We start from the raw sequence: 19,143 nt of genomic DNA, 5'->3' as shown, positions 1-19,143 counted from the left end.
TTGGTCCAAGGGAATCCTGAAATGAGGCCTCATCGCAACTAAGCTGACCCTCAGTGCGGCATGGTGCTATGGCTAACTTCGCGCTAGTTTAGCATGGTGACATCGGCAAAAACGCGATGCAGACGATCGAACACTGGCTGAGCCAGCTCGGCCTCGGCAAATACCTGGAGGCGTTCGTCCAAAACGACGTGGACCTGCGAGCGCTCCCTCATGTCACTGAACGCGACCTCCAGGAGCTTGGTGTCTCACTTGGGCATCGCAAAATTATCATGGCTGCTGTCGCCGGACTTGCTCAGCCAAATCTCGCCGGGTCCCTGGTCCCTTCACCTTCTCCTGCGGGTTCGGAACTTCAGGCCAGCGACCTCGCTCAAGAACCGACTGCAGACCGACGGCTGCTTAGTGTGCTCTTTTGTGACTTGGTCGGGTCGACTGCGATATCTGCCCAACTCGACCCCGAAGACATGCACGAGCTTACGCGACGCTATCAGGACAGTGTTGCAGGCGCGATCACGCGCTTTGGAGGCTACGTCGCGAAATATCTAGGCGACGGCGTGCTTGCATATTTTGGATGGCCCATGGCTTACGAGGACCATGCCGAGCGTGCGATTCGTGCAGGCCTTGAGGCCCTCGCTGCAGTCGAGGCCTTTCAGTCCCCCAGCGGCGAGCAATTGAAGGCGCGGATCGGCATTGCATCGGGTCACGTGGTCGTCGGTGATATCGCCGGCAGCAGTGCAAACGAGCGGGCCTCAATCGCAGGAGATACTCCGAATCTCGCGGCTCGCCTGCAAGCTGCTGCTGCGCCTGGCCAGATCGTGGTGGCAGACGCCACGCGGCGGCTCGCGGGGCAATCCTTCGAGATCGAGAGCCTCGGCGCGCAGGAATTGAAAGGCTTTCGACTGCCTATTGCGCTGTTTGCGGTCCACGGGGAACGAGAAGTGGAAAGCCGTTTCGATGCCGCGCAAACTAGTGCACTCTCAAAATTCGTTGGCCGCAGCAGTGAAATTGGAATGCTGCTGGATCGCTGGGAATTGGCTAAAAACGGACAAGGCCAAGCAGTCTTTGTATCGGGAGAGGCGGGAATCGGGAAATCGCGTCTCGTCGACGCGCTTGAGGAACGGTTGCATGAGAACCAGCCCGAGTTAATACGACTGCAATGTTCGCCCTATCACTCCACCTCGGCCTTTTATCCCATCATTCAGCGCCTGAGCCGGCTGGCAGGTCTTTCAGCCGCCGACGAACCTCTGATGCGAGCAGACAAGCTGCGCGCAATTGTTCAGCGTTACGGCGAAGATCCCTCAGAAGTCGGCTCCACATATGCCGAGCTGCTCTCGCTGGATCTGGCCAGTGAATTCACGCCGCCCGATCTCTCCGCCCAACAGCGCAAAGAACTGATCGTCCGCACACTGGCGAACCGGGTGCTGCTCGCGGCAAAGATGGCGCCCGTTTTGTTTGTTGTTGAGGATGCTCACTGGATCGATCCGTCGACCAATGAATTTCTCACAGAGGTTGTCCGTCGCATGCATGGCGCGGCCGTCCTTGTGGTCGTATCACACCGGCCCGAATGGACGCCGACCTGGCCCACGGGGCTGGTCCACGTGACGACGCTGGCCATTGGTCGGCTGACGAAGCAACAGATGCGCGAGCTGATCGACTCGATGCTCGCAGACGTTCCGGATCAGCTTGCCGACAGGATCGTGGAGCGAACTGACGGTGTGCCGCTGTTTGTGGAAGAATTGACACGTTCGATTCTGGAAAGCGGAAAGGCGGCGTCTCTCAATGTTGAGATTCCCGACAGTCTGCAGGGATCTCTCATGGCTCGACTTGACCGTTTGACAGCGGCAGCCAAGGAGGTGGCGCAAATCGCCTCTGTCATAGGCCGGGAATTTGACCGCGGCTTACTTTCCAAGGTTGCCGGTCTCGATGACCCAACTCTCGGCGAAGCGCTCAATGAGCTCATGTCTACCCAGCTCGTTGTCGTCGGCGGTGTGGTGCGAGACGCGCTGGTATTCCGACATGCGCTCATTCAGGATACGGCATACCAATCGCTGCTCAGCAAAAGGCGCCGTCAATATCATGAAGCCATCGCTAATGCGCTCATCGACGCATATCCGGATCTCATCGTGACCCAACCCGAGCTCATTGCCCAGCATTATGTCAAGGCACAGCAAGGTGCGCTCGCGCTGCCATACTGGATGAAGGCCGGCGAACGGGCGCTAGGGCAATCAGCCAACTATGAGGCGGTTGATCACTTTCAGAACGCTGTCGCCATCGCGGAGCACCTGCCGGGAGGACCGGCTCGGCAAAAGGAAGTGCTCGAGGCGACCCTAAAGCTCGGGGAGGCACTGAGTGCCGCAGGTCGCTTGTCGGACTCAGTTGCAAAATACAAGCTGACCGCGCACTTGGCTCGCGAGACCCATGACACGAAGGCCTTCGTTCGTTCTGCTCTTGGTTTTGACGGCGCCCAGTTCCTGTCTTCGAAGCTGCTAGACGAATCGCTTCAGCTGCTCACTGAAGCAATGGGTATGCTCGATCCCGAGGATCAGAGGTCGCGGAGCCAACTCCTCAGCCGCCTCACGCGTGCATACTTTTACCTTAGCGACAGTAAGAACAGCGCCAAATGTCACGCAGAAGGGGTTGAATTGGCTCGGCAACTAGGCGACCAAGCTTCGCTTTTTGAACTTTCTGTCCTGCCTTTCTTAACGCCCCGGACCGTGAAGTCCGCGGCAGAGGCAACTCAACTGATGGCGCGGGTAGATGAGATAAAGCGCCTCGCGGCCGGCATCAACGACGATGACCTGCGCGGCCGCGCTCTCGCGCTTGACGTCTACGTCTCGACTGAGCTTGGCGACCGCGCGCGCGCCGATCAAGCCGTGGACGGGCTGGAAGAGTTGGGAACGTTGCGACAACGGCTCAACATTCTATGGCTTGCGTGGAACGCAAGGGCAATGATGGCCATCCTCGATGGAAGGTTCACCACCGCCGAGAAGCTGGCTGGAGAAGCGTTGGGTCTGGGCAGACAGACGCATGGCGCGGAAGTCGAGGGCGTCTATGGCATGCAGATGTTCACGATCCGACGCGAACAGAATCGCCTGTCGGAGGTGGCTCCGGTGATGAAGAATCTTATCGATGAAAATCCGGATGAGACCACATGGTTGCCAGGGTTTGCGCTGGTTGCGGCCGATTTGGGATACCGGGACGCAGCGCAACGCAGGTTGAGTGAACTAGCGAGTGCTAATTTCGCAATGCCGCTGGATGGAAAGCGAAGCGCATCCCTCTCATTCGTGGCTGAGGTTGCTGTTAGTCTGGGCGACACGGAGGCGGCTCGGACAATCTACAACCTTATGCTCGCCTACAAGGATATGACGATCACGGCAGGAGTCGCAACGGTCTGCTTTGGAGCGGCAAGTCGCTATCTGGGAATGTTGTCGGCATCGCTGGGCGATTTTGGGAAGGCCGCCGAGCACTTCGAGCATGCGATGGATATGAACGCAGCCAGCGAATCACGACCTTGGCTGGCGCATTCCCAGGCTGAATATGCGAACTTGCTTATGAAAAAAGGTAGCAAGAAAGCGATTGAGAGGGCAATGTCACTTTCGGAGCAAGCCTCGGTGACCGCGGCTGAACTGGGTATGGTCCGTTTGCAGAAGAGGCTGGAGACAACGGTTCACTAGGTAGGCTCTCATGCCTCACTGCATCACCACGTTGAGAAGGAGCATGCTTATGCCACGCTACGTAATCGAAAGGGAGTTCGCGGAACAGCTCAACCTCACAAAGGAGGGCGTTGAGAGTGTCAATTTGATCAATGACCAGGAAGGCGTGCAGTGGATTTTCTCGTTCCTCAGCGCCGACAAGAAAAAGAGCTATTGCCTTTACGAGGCGCCTAACCCGGAGGCTATTCGGGTTGCGGCACGAAGGAACAACATCCCCGCAGATGCCATCATTGAAATTGGTGGAGAGATCGGTCCGAATATGTTCTCGTAGCACAATCCTGACCGGCAAAACCGTCGCGAGTACGCCAAAAAGCCGGAGGCCGCTTTGGTAATGCACCTAAGCATCCGCTTCCCGGCCGATTGACCGGAAGGAATATGCCCTAGGTGGCATCTCAGCCGAATGTCCGCTTCTTAGACCGTTGACCTAAAACAACCACTCGGTCATTTTCCGGCCCCAAGGCTGCCGGGCGGCTATGCGCCCAAAGTCTGCCATTTGAATCAGCTTCGCCATCGCCTGCAAGCGGACATCTTCCCCCGATTCCTACGCACTACAGCCCGACTACACCTGACCCTCGGCACGTCGCCGCTATCCAAAGACGGATGATTGTCACTGAAATATCTCGTGCATAGTCCGGCGAATCATTAGCAACCGGTCACAGCAAACCTAAGGCGACTTACCGTCAGCGCCGTTGATTTCGCTATCTGCCTGCCTCAACCCGGCCGGGGCGAGTCAAAGGGACGAGTGCGCCGATTTGATCGCTTCTTTCGGACGAACAAATCGATCACATCAGTTCAATATCTCCAGGTCACGCAACGCTTGCTGCGTGCCCCCGCCACGGCGGACATGCCTCGACCGATAGAGACAGTCGGACCCACCTCCAACAATCTGTACCATCGCGACTAGCGACACAGTCCCCCTGAATGTCCGATGGCGTTGCGCGGACTGGCTACTGGCCTTTTCATTCTGCGCTTCGACCGCGCTACTTCCGATGTGCCAGGCGGTAGCGGGCGGCCTTGGCGCGGTTGCCGCAACTGTCCATCGAGCACCAGCGCCTCGGTTTGGAGCGGCTGTCGTCGATGAAAAAGCCACCGCAATTGTCAGCCTCACATTGCCGGATGTCGTTTCCTGATGGAAAGAGCACCAGGATGGCAGCGGCTGCTGCTGACCGGCGCAGCGGCAGGTATAGCCCTTCGTTTGTCGACGTGGATTGGAGGTTCAAGATGTCGCCAAGGCCCGCCGAGCCGCCAGCGTGCCCTATCGCTTTGTGAAAGCTGCGCAGGGCAACGCGTTTCGAGGCGACACCACGGCCGAGGTTTTTTGCACAGACACCGAGCCACGATTTGAGGGCGGCGCGCAGTTTTAGCACCTCGAGATGTACCTCGCGAGCGACCCGTGGGCGATTTACGGCATGACGGTCGAGGACCCGCCTTTCAGTTTCCGACAACAACAGGGCCGGAATGCAAAAGGCCAACAGATCCTGATAGCTCGTTATGCAATCGATCTCTGCTCCCTGGCGCCAGTGCAATGTGTTGGCAAGATCAAGTGCGGGCGCACCACCCAGCATGCGCATAGGCCCGCGCGGCGAGACGTAGGTCCGTAGAAATTCTGTTGATTCCATCGCTGTCAATATGTAACCTCCTAAACAGTTACTCAAGAGGGCAGGGCGGGTTAAATGAAGAAGCCTCTGTTGACGGTCTTGTCCTGGTTTGCGTTTGCAGTCACTGGCCAGGCAAACGACGATGTCCTTTATCGCTCAAGCGTGATCGTCACCGGAGATCGCGAGGAAACGCGCGTCCCTGCCATCCCTGAGGGTTTCGCACTGGCAGCGCAAAAGCTGACCGGAAATCCCGACGTCGTGCACAATCTGACCTTCGCTTCGCTGGCGACCGGGGCACCTGCCATGGTTTGGTCCTACACCTACCATGACCGCATGTTCGGCAGGCCAATTCACGACGAGCAGGGCACACGCGATCGCCCTTTCGATCTCACCTTCCAGTTCGACCGGACGCGAATGGACCATGCGATGGCGCTGCTGGGTGAGAGACCGTGGTTGGGGCCGCGCCCGAAGCTGGCGCTTGTCATCGAGGTTACCGATATGGCGCGTAGCTATGTACTCGCCGCCGATGGCGTCCACGGATCGGACCTGCGCGCAAGCTTTGAAGATGCTTCGGCGCTATTCGCCATACCGATCATTTTCGCAAAAGAAGCCGATCTGTCGGCGGTCGCGCAGGAAAACGTCGATGCAATACCTCATGAGCGCCTGGCCAGACTGAAATCCAGATTGGGGGCTGACGTGATCTTGGTCGGGCACCTCCATTGGAAAACCAACGAGCCGGGCTGGCATGCGGTTTGGCGCCTGCCACTTGGACCAGAAGGTACAAAGTGGGAGATCGCAGGCGTAAATTTCGATGCTGCCTTCCGCAACGCAATCGGAGGTGCCGCCAAACGCATGCGACCGACAAGATAGCTCACTCACCACTATTCCCGGGGCTGAAGATGCCCCCAACTCAGGGTTCAACTGTGCCCGCGTGCGGTGACACGGGTCAGCGAGTCAGGACCGGGTGGGTCGTCAGCTGTGTTGGGACCACCTCTGAATTGTTGCGTATTGGTCCTGGGCGCTGTTGAGGTAAGAAATGCTGCCACTTTAGAAGCCCGCCGGCCCGTGGCGCGCCGCGCAGGAGCCGAAAAAACGGGCGCCCAACGTAGGGTTGGCGGAATGCCCATTCAACTCAGTACAAAACTATGCCCCGTTCTCAGCCTGGGTTTTACGACTGCTGCCCGACTATCCGCACTTGCGCAAGCGACTGGCCGAAAAGGGGAGCCTGCTCCAGCAGCAGGAAGACATCGCGTTATCACCCCCTCTGCCAACTCGACATCACCGTTCTGAAGGGTGAATTGCTGGTAGGGCAGCTGTAGAAATGCGTCCGCTCGTCGGCAATATCGCCGCTATAAGCGCTGCCTACAATTTGTGGCGCGGATATTCTGGAGCTTGGGTTCCTCGCCGCACTTTTATTGATGAACACCCCACCCTGCCTGTTTGGCGCGATGTCAGGCCGATAGACGCTCATGAAGCTCTCCGTACAGACAGCGCTGTCTGAGAATCCCTCCTCAGGGCCCCGGGCATCTGTATGCATGCAACTCGCATCAACGTCCACTCAGAGGTCGTCTGCCGAATGGCAGCTATCCGCCGAGCTCGCCCCGATAGCGACCGGCCGGTTCCGGCCCCATTTCGGCCTTTCAATGACGTGCTTCGTTTCGCCGCGTGCCGCTATGATGCGGGCGGAAACCTGGCAGCCATAGACCTCCTGCCGGTCGTGATCGGCGCGGAGGCACAGTCTCCCGGATCAGCAACGGCCAGATTGGTACCCATCGCCGTAACGGGAAGCGCGGCGCGGGGTGGACGTGAAATAGGAAATTTCCAAGGCCGTAGAAGATCGGCGCGCCATTGTAGATTTCCACGGCCTGCAGCACCGGCGCGCCGTGGCTGACGAAAAGGTTCGCGCCGGCGTCGATGCACATACGGGCAAAGCTCTGCACCCAGCGCGGTACGTCCTGCCAACCTGGCTCCCAATGATGGTGGTGCAGATAGGCAATGACGAAATCGCCCTGTGCAGCCGCGTGCCGGATGTCGGACAGGTGTATGGCCGCGCTCCGCTGGTCGACTTCTATCAGACGGCCGAAATCGGCGGCCTGCGCGAAGACGGTTCCGTAGAAATTGATCTCCGTGCCGGCCGACGCCTCAACAGGGTCCTCCGGTTGCGCATAGTTGGCCAGTTCGAAGGGGGAGCTTTGCAATTGAGCGCTCAGCCTTGCCAGTCTGCTGAAATGTCCGTCCGGCACCCCTATCTTGCGGACGGTGTTCAGACGATTGACGCCGGGCCGAGCCGGCCGGAAGGCCGTGCGGTCTTCGGCATACATGTTGGTCGGGCCGAGACCTGCATCCATCGCAAGAAGCGCGAGGTCGCGCGCGCCCAGCCGGCGGCCCCAGGTTTCCTCGCGTCAGTCTCGTCGGCCCCGATGCCGGCATGCAGGACACCGCGCCCTTCCACCTCCTCCAGCGTCGAGAGGATACCGCCGGCGCCGAAACCTTTTGATACTCACATCTATGCGGCGCGCGCTGCCAACAGCGCGTGGAGAGCCTCCGGCTTCAGATGGGTGTAGCGCTTCAACATTTTCCAGTCCTTGTGCCCAGTTACCAGCGCAACCTGTTCGATCGTGGATCCGGCCTCGAAAAGGCGGCTTGTCCCTTCGTGCCGCAAGTCATGAAAATGAAGATCGTGGATTCCCAAGTCAGCACATCCTCGACGGAACGCAGTTCCAACTGACCGATGGTTGAACGGGAAAATTCGATCGTCGTCATTGCTACGCTTTCTCAGCCGCTCTTCAACAATGGCCCACGCATCATAGCCAGTGGCTGCAAACAGCGGTATGCGCTGGTTGTTACCGTTCTTGTTTCGAGGGTCCTTCCTGTCGCGGACAAGGAGCATCCGCGTGCGGGATTCCAAATCGGACCAACGCGCCTTGCAGATATCTTCCTGGCGCATCGCGGTTGCGATAGCGAACCGAATGATCTGGCTAATCGGTGCAATCTGGCGAGCGTTTGCCTCGAAGTGAGCGATGAGCTTGTCGAGTTCATCCTGTGTCGGTCGTCTATCTCGCTGTAGGCCTTTGCCAACGAGACCGAGCCTCGTGAGGGCGACACGCGCGAAATCAACCGGTTCGACCTTGACGGGCAGGCCGTGGACCGCAGCGGCGTGAGTAAGAACAAGTTTTATAAAGCCGATGTCGATACCGAGAGTCATCGGTCCGGCACCTTGGGCGGCGCGGTCACGACCAAAACGAATGAGCCGTTCGCGATCGAGCGCTGCTAGGTTGCACTTCCCCAAATGCCGTTGGAGCATATCGAGGGCCGCGGCCTTGGAGCGGCGAGGGGACTTGCCTACATCGCACATGTCGTCGATATGAAGGTCTATCAGTTCGCCGAAGGTTTTGAGGCGCGCTATGCGGGACTGGTCGGCGTCTCACCTCGATCGACCTGGCGCTCGGTTTCGGTGGCCCAACGCCGGGCGTCGTCTCGGCGCAGGAAGGTCTCGCTGACGTAGCGACCTTTGCGACGGACTTGGACACGCCAGGAACCGGACGAGAGCTTTGTGTAGGTGGCCATTTCTTCGTGTGCGCTCCGTGTGCACTGAGAGATCGAAACGTGGCAAAAACGGGTCGTATTCTGGCGTAAATTCGTGTGCACTCGGTAGGTTCTAAGGTTCTGATGTTAAACAGATGCTGAAAAATCAAGAGCATAGACTGGCCGTTGCGCCGATGATGGATTGGACCGACCGGCATTGCCGGTTCTTCCACCGCCAGCTGACGCGGCGTGCGCTGCTCTACACCGAAATGGTGGTGGCGGACGCCGTCATCCATGGTGCGCGCGAGCGGCTGCTTGGTTTTGACGAGACCGAACATCCGGTGGCACTGCAACTCGGCGGCTCCGATGCGCAAAAGCTGGCCGAGGCGGCGCGCATCGGCGAGGCGTTCGGTTACGACGAAATCAATCTCAATGTCGGCTGTCCGTCCGACCGGGTCCAATCCGGCACGTTCGGCGCCTGCCTGATGAAAGTGCCTGACCTCGTCGCCGATTGTGTGGCGGCGATGAAGGCGGCGGTGAAAATCCCGGTGACGGTCAAATGCCGCATCGGCGTCGACGAGCAGGATCCGGAGCCCGCGCTCGACGCGCTGGCCGACGGCGTCTTCGCGGCCGGCGCCGACGCGCTGTGGGTGCATGCGCGCAAGGCTTGGCTGGAGGGTCTGAGCCCGAAGGAAAATCGCGACATCCCGCCGCTCGACTATGACAGGGTCTATCGCCTCAAGGCTGGAAGATCGAACAAATTCATCGGCATCAATGGAGGCGTTCAATCGCTCGAAGAGGCGGCTCGCCACCTCGATCATGTCGATGGCGCCATGCTTGGCCGCGCCGCCTACCACACGCCAGGCATCCTGGCCGGCGTCGACGCGGCATTCTACGGCGACAAGGCCGGCGCTTACGATTTTGCCGCGCTGATCGACACGATGGCCGACTACGCCGCGCGGCATATCGAGCAGGGCGGGCGGCTCGGCCACGTCACCCGCCACATGGTCGGGCTGTTCCACGGCCTGCCGGGCGCGCGCCGCTTCCGGCAGATACTGTCCACCGACGCGACGAAACCCGGCGCCGGACCGGATGTGCTGAAGGCAGCGTTCGCTGCCGTCGATTTCGACCGTGTTGAAAAGGCCGCTTAAGCAGTTCAGTCGCGCAGAATCATCCGGTCGCCGCGCACGTCGAAACCCGACAGGGAACCGATGAAGTTCATGCCGAGCAGGCTCTGGCTGAGCGCGCCGGGCGCGGCGACCATCACCTGCATGTTCTTGCGCACGATGCCGCCGATCGCCAGTTCGTCGGTGCGCACCGAAGCGGCGCGTGCCATGCCATTGGCGGTCGAGACCGGGACGGTGAAGCTCAGCGCGGCCGGATTGAAGCCGGCCGCCTGCGCGTCTTCGGCGGTGAGCACTGTACTGGTCGCGCCGGTATCGACGACGGTGCGGATCGGCGCGCCGTTGATCGTGATGCGGGCCTCGAAATGGCCGCTGTCGGCCTTGTCCAGGGTCACGGTGGCATGGCCGTCCTCGACGCCGAGCGCCAGCGGGCTGCCGGGAACGAGGCCCGCCGTCACCCGGCTGGCGAAATCCTGCAACTCGTAGCGGTACTGGTAGCCGGCGACGAGCGCCAGCACGATCAGGGCCCACGTGCCGAGATTGCGGGCCATGACGCCGAGCGGCCTGCCGGACCGGACAAGGCCGGCGCTGACCAGCAAGCCGATCGCCCCCAGCCAGACCAGACGGCTGAAATCGTAATTCTCGATGCCGAACGTGCTGCCGGCGTCGTTGTTGATCATCAGCAGCACCAGCCCGAGGCCGATTGCCGCCATCACGATCCAGAACAGTCGGTTCATTGGACCTGCCGTTTCAAGAGAGGACGTCGCGCTCGCGCGCCATGCGGCTGCGGCGTGTTTCCCGGCGCGGCCGGCGCTCGACCGTTTCCAATCGGGCCGGCAACTCGGCCATGACGCTGCGGCGTACCTCCGGCGTCATCCCAATCCAGGCGCCGATTTCATCGCGCGTGCGGCCGCAGCCGAAGCAGAAGCCGGTTTTCATGTCGATCGAACAGACCAGGATGCACGGGGATTCGATGGCCGTCATGACTTTCTCTTGAAGGTTCCGTCCGGAATCCCTCGTTCCATCTCCACATGGTGCAACGGCAAAGCCAATGCAAGCCCTTCGGAATGCGGCGCGGGCAACCGCTTTCGCGCCAATGTCGAGGGGAGTTGTGCCGGCCGGGCAAGGCGGTTATGCCGCTGATCAACCACAGGGAATGATCAGGACCGACATGACCAGCGCGCTGCCCTTCGACGACTTTCGCAATCTGCTGGCGAGCCTGCCGCCTGCCGATACAGTCGCGGAAAACCGGGGGCCCACCCTGTTTTCCAAGGCCGACAAGCCGAAAGCCTCGCTTGGACGTATCGAGGACATCGCCGCCTGGCTTGCTGTCTGGAGCGGGCGCGCCCCGCCGGCGGTGAACCGGCCCCTAGTGGCGATCTTCGCCGGTAACCATGGCGTGACCCGCCACGGCATCTCGCCGCGCCCTGTCGCTGCGACCGCAAACGCCGTTGAGCTGTGCGCCGCCGGCGGTGCGGCAATCAACCAGATTTGCGTCGCCAACAATCTTGGCCTCAAGGTGTTCGATCTGGCGCTGCACATTGCGACCGCCGACATCACCGAGGACGCCGCCCTCGACGAACGCGGCTGCGCCGCCACCATGGCCTTCGGCATGGAAGCCATTGCCGGTGGCTCCGATCTGATTTGCCTCGGCGATCTCGGCGTCGGCAACTCCACCGTTGCGGCGGCTTTGTGCGCCGCCCTGTTCGGTGGCAGCGGCGCCGACTGGGTCGGCCCCGGCTCCGGTGCCGACGCGGCCATGCAGGCGCGCAAGGCTGATGTAGTCGATGCAGCCGTCGCCTTCCATGGTGCGGCTCTGAAGGACCCGTTGGAAGCACTGCGCCGGGTCGGTGGCCGCGAGTTTGCGGCCATTGCCGGCGCCATCCTCGCCGCCCGGATGCAAAAAATCCCGGTGCTGCTCGACGGCTTCGCCGCGACCGCTGCCGCTGCCGTGCTGCATGCCGCCAACCCGGGTGCGCTCGACCATTGCCTGCTGGCCAGCCAGTCGCCCGAACCCGGCCAAAGGCTTGCCGCCGAGCGGCTCGGCCTCAGGCCGCTGTTCGATCTCGGCATCAGCCACGGCGAAGGGGTAGGGGCCGCCCTTGCCGCCGGTCTGGTCAAGGCGGCGGCGCTTACCAGTTCGGGCATGGCGGCGGCGGTCAAAGCCTAGAACAAGCTGTCAACGTCGGCGGGCCGCCGCCACGGTCTTGGTTGGCAGCGCCGGCAGTTCCTCCATCACTCGGGCGAGCGGGAAGATGGCGATTGCCTCGGTGCCTTCGCGCAATTTCGACTGAAGTTCGAATTCGCCGCCATGCATGGCGAGCAGGCCCTGCACAATCGGCAGTCCGAGCCCGGTGCCCTGTTCGGCGCTCTTGATGGCGATCGAGCCCTGGCCGAAGGCGGACAGCACGATCGGGATTTCGTCTTCCGGTATGCCCGGCCCATTGTCCTTGACCGAAATGTACTGGCCGCCGCCCGCCGTCCAGCCGACGCGCACGCGAATTTCGCCGCCGGTGGCGGTGAATTTGATGGCGTTGGACAGGAGGTTGAGCGTGATCTGCCGCACCGCGCGCTCGTCGGCGAACAGCCGCGGCAGGGCACTTTCGAAATCCTGGACGATGCGGATGTCCTTGTTGCGCGCCTTCAATTCCATCATGTGGCAGCAATCTTCGGCGATGTTGAGCAGCATCACCGGCTCTTCGTTGAGCTGATAGCGGCCGGCCTCGATGCGCGACAGATCAAGGATTTCATTGATCAGGTCGAGCAGATGCTGGCCGGAATCGTGCACGTCGCGGGCGTAGTCGCGATAGGTGGGGTTGCTCATCGGCCCGAGCACCTCATTGGCCATCACCTCGGAAAACCCGAGAATGGCGTTGAGGGGTGTCCTCAGCTCATGGCTCATAGAAGCAAGGAAGCGCGACTTCGCCAGATTGGCGTCTTCGGCCCGCCGACGAGCTTCGTCCGACATTGATTTCGCTGTCTCCACCTCGGCGAGCAGCGCGTCCTTTTCGGAGCGGAAGGACAGAAGTATCAGCGACGAGCGGTTGAGATGGCGCGCGATATAGGCAAAGAACGGCAATGCCGCGACCAGCAGGGCGACCATGATCGTCCCGACCGGCACCCAAAATTTCGTTTCAGCATAGGCATAGACCGCCACCGGAACGACGAAGGTGGCAAGCAGAGAGCCGCGCAAGGACGACGCCATGATAGCGGTCGCCGCCATGGCCAGCAGCAGCACCACCGCCTTGGCGGCCTGGAACTGGTCGATCTGGCAGGTGGCGCAGCCGAGCCATGCGAACCACGCCCAGCCGAGGCCGCACAGCGAATGTCCGATCAGGAAATCCCTGCGGGTGTGAACAGGATTGAGCTCGGCGGCTTCGGTGCGCTCGACGCGGCGCGCCATGAAGGCGACGATCGAATAGCAGATCAGGGTGAACAGCGCCCAGACGCTGATCTGTTTGTCCACACCGGCCAGCAGCCCGGCCGCCGCGACCGCCAACACCAGCAGTGGGATGACGGCTGCGCCGCCCACCATGGTCCCGGCATGCAGCTTCAGCAGTTCACGGTCGAAGTCGAGATTGCCGACCTGCTGCGAAAGACGGTCGCGCGTCTTGCGCACCGCGCGCGCCACATCGCTGTTGCGGTGCGGTTTCCGGCGGTCCACAATGAATTTATCCGCTGTGTTCGAGCGTAGCAGAGGCATGGAAACTTCGATTTATGCGCGCAGCGATCTCAATTCGTTAAGCTACGTTCGAATGATTAAGAGACTGTTTGCCATATGAGCCGTTCGTGGTCGCCAAGGCCGCGCCGGCGATACTATCCGCCGCCGCCGCGAAGCCTGTGGCGCAAGCTGCTGGATTACGCGCTGACGGTCATTCTGCTCGGCCTGCTGATCCTGCTCGCCGCACGCCTCGACCGTTTCGAGACGCGCAAGGCGGAAGGGGTGGCGATCGTCAACGATGGCGATTCACTCACTCTTGGCACCGAACGTATCCGCATGCGCGGCATCGACGCTCCGGAATACCAGCAGATCTGCCGTAGGGATGGCGCAGACTACGCCTGCGGCAGGCTGGCGCGCCAGGCGCTGGTGCGGCTGATATCAGGAAATCCGGTGACCTGCAGCGGCTGGCAGCGCGACCGCTACGGCCGCCTGCTCGGCGATTGCAAGGCCGGCGGCAAGGATCTCAACCGGGCCCAGGTTGAGGCCGGCTGGGCCATTGCCTATGGCGATTTCGACACCGAGCAGGCCATTGCCCGCGCCGGCAAGGTTGGCATCTGGGCCGGCACGTTCGATGAGCCGCAAGACTGGCGCGAAAGCCACCACGGCGGCCCGCTCGAAAGAAAGCACGGCACCCTGGCTTCGGTCGGTGACGCCTTGCGAGAGATGTTTCGCTTCTGGTGACGAGCACTATAGTTGAAGGACCAGATCGGGAGGATAAGCATGAAACTGTTCGACGGCGGCCGCGCCCCCAATCCGCGGCGCGTGCGGGTTTTCCTCGCCGAAAAGGGCATCGCAGTGCCGCTGGTGCCGGTCGACATGGGTGCGATGGGGCACAAGCAGGAGCCGGTCAGGTCGCGCAACCCGCTGCAGCGGCTGCCGGTGCTCGAGCTCGACGACGGTACCATCCTCACCGAATCCGTCGCCATCTGCCGCTATTTCGAGGAACTGCATCCCGAACCGGCGCTGTTCGGGCAAGGCGCGCTCGGCAGGGCCAAGGTCGAGATGTGGCAAAGGCGCATGGAGTTCAATCTGCTCAGCTGCGTCGCCCAGGCTTTTCGCCACATCCATCCGGCGATGAAGGAATGGGAAATTCCGCAGATCCCCCAATGGGGCGAGGCCAACAAGGCGAAAGCGGTCGAATTCCTGAAACTGCTCGACCCCGAACTGGCAAACCGCGAATTCGCCGCCGGCGACGCCTATTCGATCGCCGATATCACCGGCATGATCGCCATGGATTTCATGAAACCGGCGCGCATCAAAGTGCCGGACGAGTGCACCAACGTGCTGCGCTGGTACAGCGCCGTCTCGAGCCGTCCGAGCGCTTCCGCCTGATGGAGGCGGAACTCGAACGCTTGACGGCAAAGGTCCGCGCCTGCCGCATCTGCGTCGACACTCCGGTCGGCAGGCCACTGCCGCACGAGCCGCGCCCGGTGCTGCTGCCATCATCCAGTGCCCGCATCCTGCTCGCCGGCCAGGCGCCAGGCACAAAGGTGCATTTGTCGGGCATGCCGTTCACCGACGCGTCCGGCGACCGCTTGCGAAGCTGGCTGGGCGTGACAAGCGAGGAATTCTACGACACGGATAAATTCGCCATCGTGCCAATGGGGTTCTGCTTCCCCGGCCAGGACGCCAAGGGCGGCGACCTGCCGCCGCGCCGAGAATGCGCGCTGGCCTGGCGCGCGCCGCTGATGGCGCTGATGCCGCAGATCGACCTCGTTTTGACAATCGGCTCCTACGCGCAATCCTGGCATATGGGCGCCACGCGCCGGCCGTCGCTGACCGAAACCGTGAAGGACTGGCGCACCATCTGGGATGCGCCGGCCAGCCTGAAAGTGCTGCCGCTGCCACACCCGTCATGGCGCAACTCAGGATGGCGGAAGCAGAATCCATGGTTTGAAATGGATTTGCTGCCGTTTCTGAGATCGGAAATCCGCTATCGCATAGATTAGACTTTAAGCAAGATATCACTCGCTTTTGTGCCATCCGGCAGAATTTCTTTCTTGTGAAAGGTCGAAATAAGAGGGAGTATAGCCAATCTATTCCCAAAGCGCGTCGCGCCCGAGGGAACGCGGCCTGCACCAGGAGCACCTCAATGGATCGCCTCGACAGAAAAATTCTCCGCCTCCTGCAGGAGGACGCGACGCTCGCGGTTGCCGATGTCGCCAAGAAAGTCGGCCTGTCGACGACGCCGTGCTGGCGCCGCATCCAGAAGCTGGAGGAAGAGGGAGTCATCAAGCGGCGCGTCGCCATTCTCGACCACGAAAAGGTCAATGTGCGCGTCACCGTCTTCGTGTCGATCCGCACCAATTCGCACAGCCATGAATGGCTGCGGCGTTTCTCGGAAGTCATCCAGGAATTTCCCGAGGTGGTCGAATTCTACCGCATGAGCGGCGACGTCGATTATCTCTTGCGCGTCGTGGTGCCCGATATCGCCGCCTATGACGCCTTCTACAAGCGGCTGATCGCCAAGATCGAGATCCGCGACGTGTCGTCGTCCTTCGCCATGGAGCAGATCAAGTACACGACCGAAATGCCGCTCGACTACATGCTGCTGGACAAGGAATCCGGCGCCAACGCGGCCTGAGCGCGGTTGTCCGTGACTGGGCGGTGACGCTGCACAAGCCGGCGGCGCTTAGTTTTTCTTTTTGTTGAGGAAACTCCAGGGCGAGTTGACCGGCAGCGTGATCGTGTCCGGCACCGTGTCGACTGCCACCACATCGGCTTTGCGTACGGTGTAGCCGGACTGGATGATGCTGACGCCGTCGAGAATGAACAACTGGCTCTTCTCCAAGCCGGGCCGCAAGGCGCCGGTCACGGCAACCGACTCATAGGCCTGCGACATCTTGTAGGGACGGGCCGGCGTCACCAGCACGATCTGGTTGGGCGGCGGCGTCGGCATGTGGCTGCAAGCGCCTGTCCACGGCACCAGCAGGAACTGGTAGACGAGGTCGCCATCGCGGTCGACCGGCAATGCATAGCCGGCTAATTGTACCATCTTGTCCTGCAGGTTGAGCGACAATGTCTCGCCACGATCGGGCAGTTTTGCCGCAATCATCGGCAGGCCGGCATCTTCGGCCACCGCCTGCGTCGCAGGACGCAGATCTTTCCAGAAGATGTGCGCGGTTTGGCCTGAGGCGTTGGTAGCGGTGAACACCAACAACGCGGCTGCAAGCGCCAAGGTCGATTTGAGAGGACTGCTCATCGGCCGCTTCCTTTGTGCAGGAGTAAAGACGCCGCGGCCGATCGCGTCAACGCTCGAGCCGCATCACATGTCTGCGAGAGCCGGCCATGCCGACCTCATGGAACCCGCGAGCGATGAACACGCCGCGAAACCCCATGAAACGGTAGCTCGGCGATGCCTCGTCGACCGGGTAGGCCTCGATCACGCCGGCGCCCTTGGCAAAGGCGTGATCTATGGCAGCGTCAAGCAGCGCTGCCGCCAGCCCGCCGCCGCGCAGCGCCCTTGGCACATAGAAGCAGACGATCGACCAGATGCCGGTCTCGTCATCGTCCTGTTGCGACGTCAGCTTCCGATAGGTCTGGCGCGGCGCGACCGAGCACCAGCCGACGGTCTTGCCGTCAATCTGGGCCAAGATTCCCACCGGCGTACCGGCCTCGACAAGCGCCATCATGGCCCGTTTCAACTCGGCGTGCTGGACATGCTCGCGGCGGCCGGGCAGGGGCCGCCAGGCCATGCACCAGCAATACTTCGGACCGCCTTGCGCTTCGAAGAGGCCTTCGAAATCGGCGCGCGTCTGCCGCGTCACCTCGGTGAACCGGACGTTGGCTAGGTCAGCCTTTTCTGGCGGCGATCCGCTCGACGATCTTGGCATTGGTGAGTTCCCGTACGGCGTCCTTGCCAATCCAGCGCGCCGTCTTGTCGGCCGACTGGGCCAGTCGTTCGGCCACGGCAAGGGCAGCGCCGTGCATCTCCAACGATCGCTTGCCGATCGAACGAAGCGCCCAGTTTGCCGCCTTCTTCACGAAATTGCGGCTGTCGGCGGCATGCGCTTCGATGATCGGCAGGAAGCCGAGGAAAGTCGCCACCGGCTCCTGCTTCCGGTGCACGACGGACCACGCCATCATGGCAAAGGCCGTGCGTCGAACGAACTCGCGCTCGTCCGCCGCGAACTCTTCAATCAGCTCCTTCCAGGCGTCCGTGTCGACGAAGAGATCGGAGACGCCGTCGACGATATCCCAGGAATCGAAGGACGCGGCCCATTGTCGTGCATCCGCGGCTGAGAAGCGCTTCGGGTCGGCCGTGACGGAAGCGATGAACTGCGCCTCCATGATGCCGGTCTGCCAAAGTTCGAAAGCTCGCTCGTGGTTGCGCTTGATCTTTTTGGCGATCTGCCGCTGCATGCCATGCGAGATGCCGAGCGCGCGCTCGGTCTTGATACCGTAGCGCAACATGCCGCGGCGATTGTCCTCCGAGCCGATCGAGCGCAAATGGGCGACGATCTCATCGGCGCTCGATTGGGGCGAAAGCTCGGCCATTGCGAACGCTTATTTTTCCAGGCGCGCCAGCAAGGACGAGGTGTCCCAGCGCTTGCCGCCCATCGCCTGCACATCCTTGTAGAACTGGTCGACAAGGGCGGTCACCGGCAGTCTCGCGCCATTGCGGTCGGCTTCATCGAGGCAGATGCCGAGATCCTTGCGCATCCAGTCCACGGCAAAGCCGAAATCATATTTACCGGCATTCATCGTCTTGTGGCGGTTCTCCATCTGCCAGGACCCGGCAGCGCCCTTGGAGATGACTTCGATGACCTTCTCGATGTCGAGCCCGGCCCTCTTGCCGAAGTGGATGCCTTCGGCCAGTCCCTGCACCAGCCCGGCAATGGTGATCTGATTGATCATCTTGGTGAGCTGGCCGGCGCCCGACGGCCCCATCAGCCCGACCATCCGGGCAAAGGCGTCGATGACCGGCCTGGCCTTGTCGAAGGCAGCCTGCTCGCCGCCGACCATCACCGTCAGCACGCCGTTCTCGGCGCCCGCCTGCCCGCCGGAAACCGGCGCGTCGAGGAAGGAAAAGCCGGCCTTTTCAGCGGCGTCGGCCAGTTCGCGCGCCACTTCGGCCGAAGCGGTGGTGTTGTCGATGAAGACGGAGCCTTTTTTCATCGCGGCGAAGGCGCCATCGGCCCCGGTCGTCACCGAGCGCAGATCGTCGTCATTGCCGACGCAGGAGAAGACGAAATCCTGGCCCTCTGCGGCGTCCGCCGGCGTCAAAGCAAGCTTGCCGCCATGCTGGGCCACCCATTGTTCCGCCTTCGCCGCGGTGCGGTTGTAGACGGTGACGTCGTGGCCGCCTTTGTTCCTGAGGTGCCCGGCCATGGGATAGCCCATCACGCCAAGACCGAGAAATGCCACAGATGCCATGGGTTTGCCCTTCAGACGGAACGGAATTGTCTTGGACAGCTCTAGGCTCTACGCGCCATTCGTCAAGACGCGCATGAGCCGATCGACTG

General features: G+C 61.5%; 20 protein-coding genes. 10 read left to right on the top strand and 10 right to left on the bottom strand.

Going from position 1 to position 19,143, the window contains the following annotated elements; translation table 11 throughout:
- Positions 1-116 precede the first annotated feature (116 nt).
- Both NKI15_RS20445 and NKI15_RS20440 read left to right on the top strand, forming a co-directional pair.
- Positions 117-3,671 carry an AAA family ATPase gene (locus NKI15_RS20445; protein ID WP_352515121.1) on the top strand — a complete coding sequence of 1,185 codons (3,555 nt, stop codon included), beginning with the start codon at positions 117-119 and terminating at the stop codon, positions 3,669-3,671.
- Between the two features lie 49 nt (positions 3,672-3,720).
- Positions 3,721-3,981, top strand: coding sequence for a DUF4242 domain-containing protein (locus NKI15_RS20440; protein ID WP_023706858.1), 261 nt, complete (start codon positions 3,721-3,723; stop codon positions 3,979-3,981).
- 709 nt (positions 3,982-4,690) lie between these two features.
- Here the strand turns inward: NKI15_RS20440 and NKI15_RS20435 are convergent.
- Entirely contained in the window at positions 4,691-5,329 is a 639-nt protein-coding gene (locus NKI15_RS20435; protein ID WP_245271255.1) for a CGNR zinc finger domain-containing protein, read from the bottom strand.
- 54 nt (positions 5,330-5,383) lie between these two features.
- Here NKI15_RS20435 and NKI15_RS20430 point away from each other — a divergent pair, with 54 nt between their 5' ends.
- Positions 5,384-6,178, top strand: coding sequence for a DUF8605 domain-containing protein (locus tag NKI15_RS20430; protein ID WP_023706855.1), 795 nt, complete (start codon positions 5,384-5,386; stop codon positions 6,176-6,178).
- A 770-nt stretch (positions 6,179-6,948) separates the two neighbouring features.
- Here the strand turns inward: NKI15_RS20430 and NKI15_RS20425 are convergent.
- Together NKI15_RS20425 and NKI15_RS20420 are read right to left on the bottom strand one after the other, a co-directional pair.
- Entirely contained in the window at positions 6,949-7,629 is a 681-nt protein-coding gene (locus NKI15_RS20425; protein ID WP_352515119.1) for a CapA family protein, read from the bottom strand.
- Between the two features lie 185 nt (positions 7,630-7,814).
- Positions 7,815-8,513 (bottom strand): site-specific integrase, encoded by a 699-nt coding sequence (locus NKI15_RS20420; protein WP_245271251.1) that lies wholly within the window; start codon positions 8,511-8,513, stop codon positions 7,815-7,817.
- Positions 8,514-8,597: 84 nt separating this feature from the next.
- Here NKI15_RS20420 and NKI15_RS20415 point away from each other — a divergent pair, with 84 nt between their 5' ends.
- The gene (locus NKI15_RS20415) at positions 8,598-8,813 is read left to right on the top strand and encodes a hypothetical protein (RefSeq protein ID WP_245271250.1); all 216 of its coding nucleotides are present in this window, start codon (positions 8,598-8,600) and stop codon (positions 8,811-8,813) included.
- A gap of 175 nt (positions 8,814-8,988) precedes the next feature.
- Entirely contained in the window at positions 8,989-9,984 is a 996-nt protein-coding gene (gene dusA / locus NKI15_RS20410; RefSeq protein WP_023750714.1) for a tRNA dihydrouridine(20/20a) synthase DusA, read from the top strand.
- Positions 9,985-9,989: 5 nt separating this feature from the next.
- On the opposite strand, the gene NKI15_RS20405 is transcribed toward dusA, so the two are convergent.
- Both NKI15_RS20405 and NKI15_RS20400 read right to left on the bottom strand, forming a co-directional pair.
- Positions 9,990-10,694, bottom strand: a complete 705-nt coding sequence (locus tag NKI15_RS20405) for a TIGR02281 family clan AA aspartic protease (RefSeq protein WP_023726599.1) — start codon at positions 10,692-10,694, stop codon at positions 9,990-9,992.
- Positions 10,695-10,707: 13 nt separating this feature from the next.
- The gene (locus NKI15_RS20400) at positions 10,708-10,941 is read right to left on the bottom strand and encodes a DUF1289 domain-containing protein (RefSeq protein WP_031245492.1); all 234 of its coding nucleotides are present in this window, start codon (positions 10,939-10,941) and stop codon (positions 10,708-10,710) included.
- Positions 10,942-11,128: 187 nt separating this feature from the next.
- On the opposite strand from NKI15_RS20400, the gene NKI15_RS20395 reads away from it, so the two are divergent.
- Positions 11,129-12,127: a nicotinate-nucleotide--dimethylbenzimidazole phosphoribosyltransferase gene (locus NKI15_RS20395; RefSeq protein ID WP_352886818.1), complete on the top strand. Its 999-nt coding sequence runs from the start codon at positions 11,129-11,131 to the stop codon at positions 12,125-12,127.
- Positions 12,128-12,136: 9 nt separating this feature from the next.
- Here the strand turns inward: NKI15_RS20395 and NKI15_RS20390 are convergent, their stop codons facing one another.
- A complete protein-coding gene (locus tag NKI15_RS20390) occupies positions 12,137-13,660 on the bottom strand; it encodes a sensor histidine kinase (protein ID WP_352515117.1) in 1,524 nt (507 codons plus the stop codon).
- A 75-nt stretch (positions 13,661-13,735) separates the two neighbouring features.
- On the opposite strand from NKI15_RS20390, the gene NKI15_RS20385 reads away from it, so the two are divergent.
- The 4 genes from NKI15_RS20385 to NKI15_RS20370 all read left to right on the top strand — a co-directional run bounded on the left by NKI15_RS20385 (position 13,736) and on the right by NKI15_RS20370 (position 16,262).
- Positions 13,736-14,359 (top strand): thermonuclease family protein, encoded by a 624-nt coding sequence (locus NKI15_RS20385; protein WP_023726596.1) that lies wholly within the window; start codon positions 13,736-13,738, stop codon positions 14,357-14,359.
- 39 nt (positions 14,360-14,398) lie between these two features.
- Entirely contained in the window at positions 14,399-15,010 is a 612-nt protein-coding gene (locus NKI15_RS20380) for a glutathione S-transferase (protein WP_352515116.1), read from the top strand.
- Positions 15,010-15,627, top strand: a complete 618-nt coding sequence (locus tag NKI15_RS20375; RefSeq protein WP_023669014.1) for a uracil-DNA glycosylase family protein — start codon at positions 15,010-15,012, stop codon at positions 15,625-15,627. The genes NKI15_RS20380 and NKI15_RS20375 overlap by 1 nt, the downstream gene beginning before the upstream one ends.
- Positions 15,628-15,770: 143 nt before the next feature.
- Positions 15,771-16,262 (top strand): Lrp/AsnC family transcriptional regulator, encoded by a 492-nt coding sequence (locus tag NKI15_RS20370; protein ID WP_023669013.1) that lies wholly within the window; start codon positions 15,771-15,773, stop codon positions 16,260-16,262.
- A gap of 48 nt (positions 16,263-16,310) precedes the next feature.
- On the opposite strand, the gene NKI15_RS20365 is transcribed toward NKI15_RS20370, so the two are convergent.
- The 4 genes from NKI15_RS20365 to NKI15_RS20350 are packed head-to-tail and all read right to left on the bottom strand — an operon-like array spanning position 16,311 to position 19,054.
- Complete coding sequence (locus tag NKI15_RS20365) at positions 16,311-16,880, bottom strand: DUF3299 domain-containing protein (RefSeq protein WP_023669012.1); 570 nt, start codon at positions 16,878-16,880, stop codon at positions 16,311-16,313.
- Between the two features lie 46 nt (positions 16,881-16,926).
- Positions 16,927-17,511, bottom strand: a complete 585-nt coding sequence (locus NKI15_RS20360; protein ID WP_023669011.1) for a GNAT family N-acetyltransferase — start codon at positions 17,509-17,511, stop codon at positions 16,927-16,929.
- Complete coding sequence (locus NKI15_RS20355; protein ID WP_023710489.1) at positions 17,471-18,175, bottom strand: DNA alkylation repair protein; 705 nt, start codon at positions 18,173-18,175, stop codon at positions 17,471-17,473. Before NKI15_RS20355 ends, NKI15_RS20360 begins: the two co-directional genes overlap by 41 nt.
- 9 nt (positions 18,176-18,184) lie before the next feature.
- Positions 18,185-19,054, bottom strand: coding sequence for an NAD(P)-dependent oxidoreductase (locus NKI15_RS20350; protein WP_023726595.1), 870 nt, complete (start codon positions 19,052-19,054; stop codon positions 18,185-18,187).
- Between the last annotated feature and the right edge of the window lie 89 nt (positions 19,055-19,143).

This window comes from Mesorhizobium sp. M0862 (assembly GCF_040319795.1).
Taxonomy (GTDB): Bacteria; Pseudomonadota; Alphaproteobacteria; order Rhizobiales; family Rhizobiaceae; genus Mesorhizobium.
The sequence above is the reverse complement of the archived record's forward strand: the minus strand, read 5'-3'. Positions and strand labels throughout refer to the sequence as shown.

What these genes read in the sequence shown, in the direction of transcription:
- NKI15_RS20445 (WP_352515121.1), top strand. Translation starts at nt 117, where the DNA reads ATGCAGACGATCGAACACTGGCTGAGCCAGCTCGGCCTCGGCAAATAC.
- NKI15_RS20440 (WP_023706858.1), top strand. Translation starts at nt 3,721, where the DNA reads ATGCCACGCTACGTAATCGAAAGGGAGTTCGCGGAACAGCTCAACCTC.
- NKI15_RS20435 (WP_245271255.1), bottom strand. Translation starts at nt 5,329, where the DNA reads ATGGAATCAACAGAATTTCTACGGACCTACGTCTCGCCGCGCGGGCCT.
- NKI15_RS20430 (WP_023706855.1), top strand. Translation starts at nt 5,384, where the DNA reads ATGAAGAAGCCTCTGTTGACGGTCTTGTCCTGGTTTGCGTTTGCAGTC.
- NKI15_RS20425 (WP_352515119.1), bottom strand. Translation starts at nt 7,629, where the DNA reads ATGTATGCCGAAGACCGCACGGCCTTCCGGCCGGCTCGGCCCGGCGTC.
- NKI15_RS20420 (WP_245271251.1), bottom strand. Translation starts at nt 8,513, where the DNA reads ATGACTCTCGGTATCGACATCGGCTTTATAAAACTTGTTCTTACTCAC.
- NKI15_RS20415 (WP_245271250.1), top strand. Translation starts at nt 8,598, where the DNA reads ATGCCGTTGGAGCATATCGAGGGCCGCGGCCTTGGAGCGGCGAGGGGA.
- dusA (WP_023750714.1), top strand. Translation starts at nt 8,989, where the DNA reads ATGCTGAAAAATCAAGAGCATAGACTGGCCGTTGCGCCGATGATGGAT.
- NKI15_RS20405 (WP_023726599.1), bottom strand. Translation starts at nt 10,694, where the DNA reads ATGAACCGACTGTTCTGGATCGTGATGGCGGCAATCGGCCTCGGGCTG.
- NKI15_RS20400 (WP_031245492.1), bottom strand. Translation starts at nt 10,941, where the DNA reads ATGACGGCCATCGAATCCCCGTGCATCCTGGTCTGTTCGATCGACATG.
- NKI15_RS20395 (WP_352886818.1), top strand. Translation starts at nt 11,129, where the DNA reads ATGACCAGCGCGCTGCCCTTCGACGACTTTCGCAATCTGCTGGCGAGC.
- NKI15_RS20390 (WP_352515117.1), bottom strand. Translation starts at nt 13,660, where the DNA reads ATGCCTCTGCTACGCTCGAACACAGCGGATAAATTCATTGTGGACCGC.
- NKI15_RS20385 (WP_023726596.1), top strand. Translation starts at nt 13,736, where the DNA reads ATGAGCCGTTCGTGGTCGCCAAGGCCGCGCCGGCGATACTATCCGCCG.
- NKI15_RS20380 (WP_352515116.1), top strand. Translation starts at nt 14,399, where the DNA reads ATGAAACTGTTCGACGGCGGCCGCGCCCCCAATCCGCGGCGCGTGCGG.
- NKI15_RS20375 (WP_023669014.1), top strand. Translation starts at nt 15,010, where the DNA reads ATGGAGGCGGAACTCGAACGCTTGACGGCAAAGGTCCGCGCCTGCCGC.
- NKI15_RS20370 (WP_023669013.1), top strand. Translation starts at nt 15,771, where the DNA reads ATGGATCGCCTCGACAGAAAAATTCTCCGCCTCCTGCAGGAGGACGCG.
- NKI15_RS20365 (WP_023669012.1), bottom strand. Translation starts at nt 16,880, where the DNA reads ATGAGCAGTCCTCTCAAATCGACCTTGGCGCTTGCAGCCGCGTTGTTG.
- NKI15_RS20360 (WP_023669011.1), bottom strand. Translation starts at nt 17,511, where the DNA reads ATGCCAAGATCGTCGAGCGGATCGCCGCCAGAAAAGGCTGACCTAGCC.
- NKI15_RS20355 (WP_023710489.1), bottom strand. Translation starts at nt 18,175, where the DNA reads ATGGCCGAGCTTTCGCCCCAATCGAGCGCCGATGAGATCGTCGCCCAT.
- NKI15_RS20350 (WP_023726595.1), bottom strand. Translation starts at nt 19,054, where the DNA reads ATGGCATCTGTGGCATTTCTCGGTCTTGGCGTGATGGGCTATCCCATG.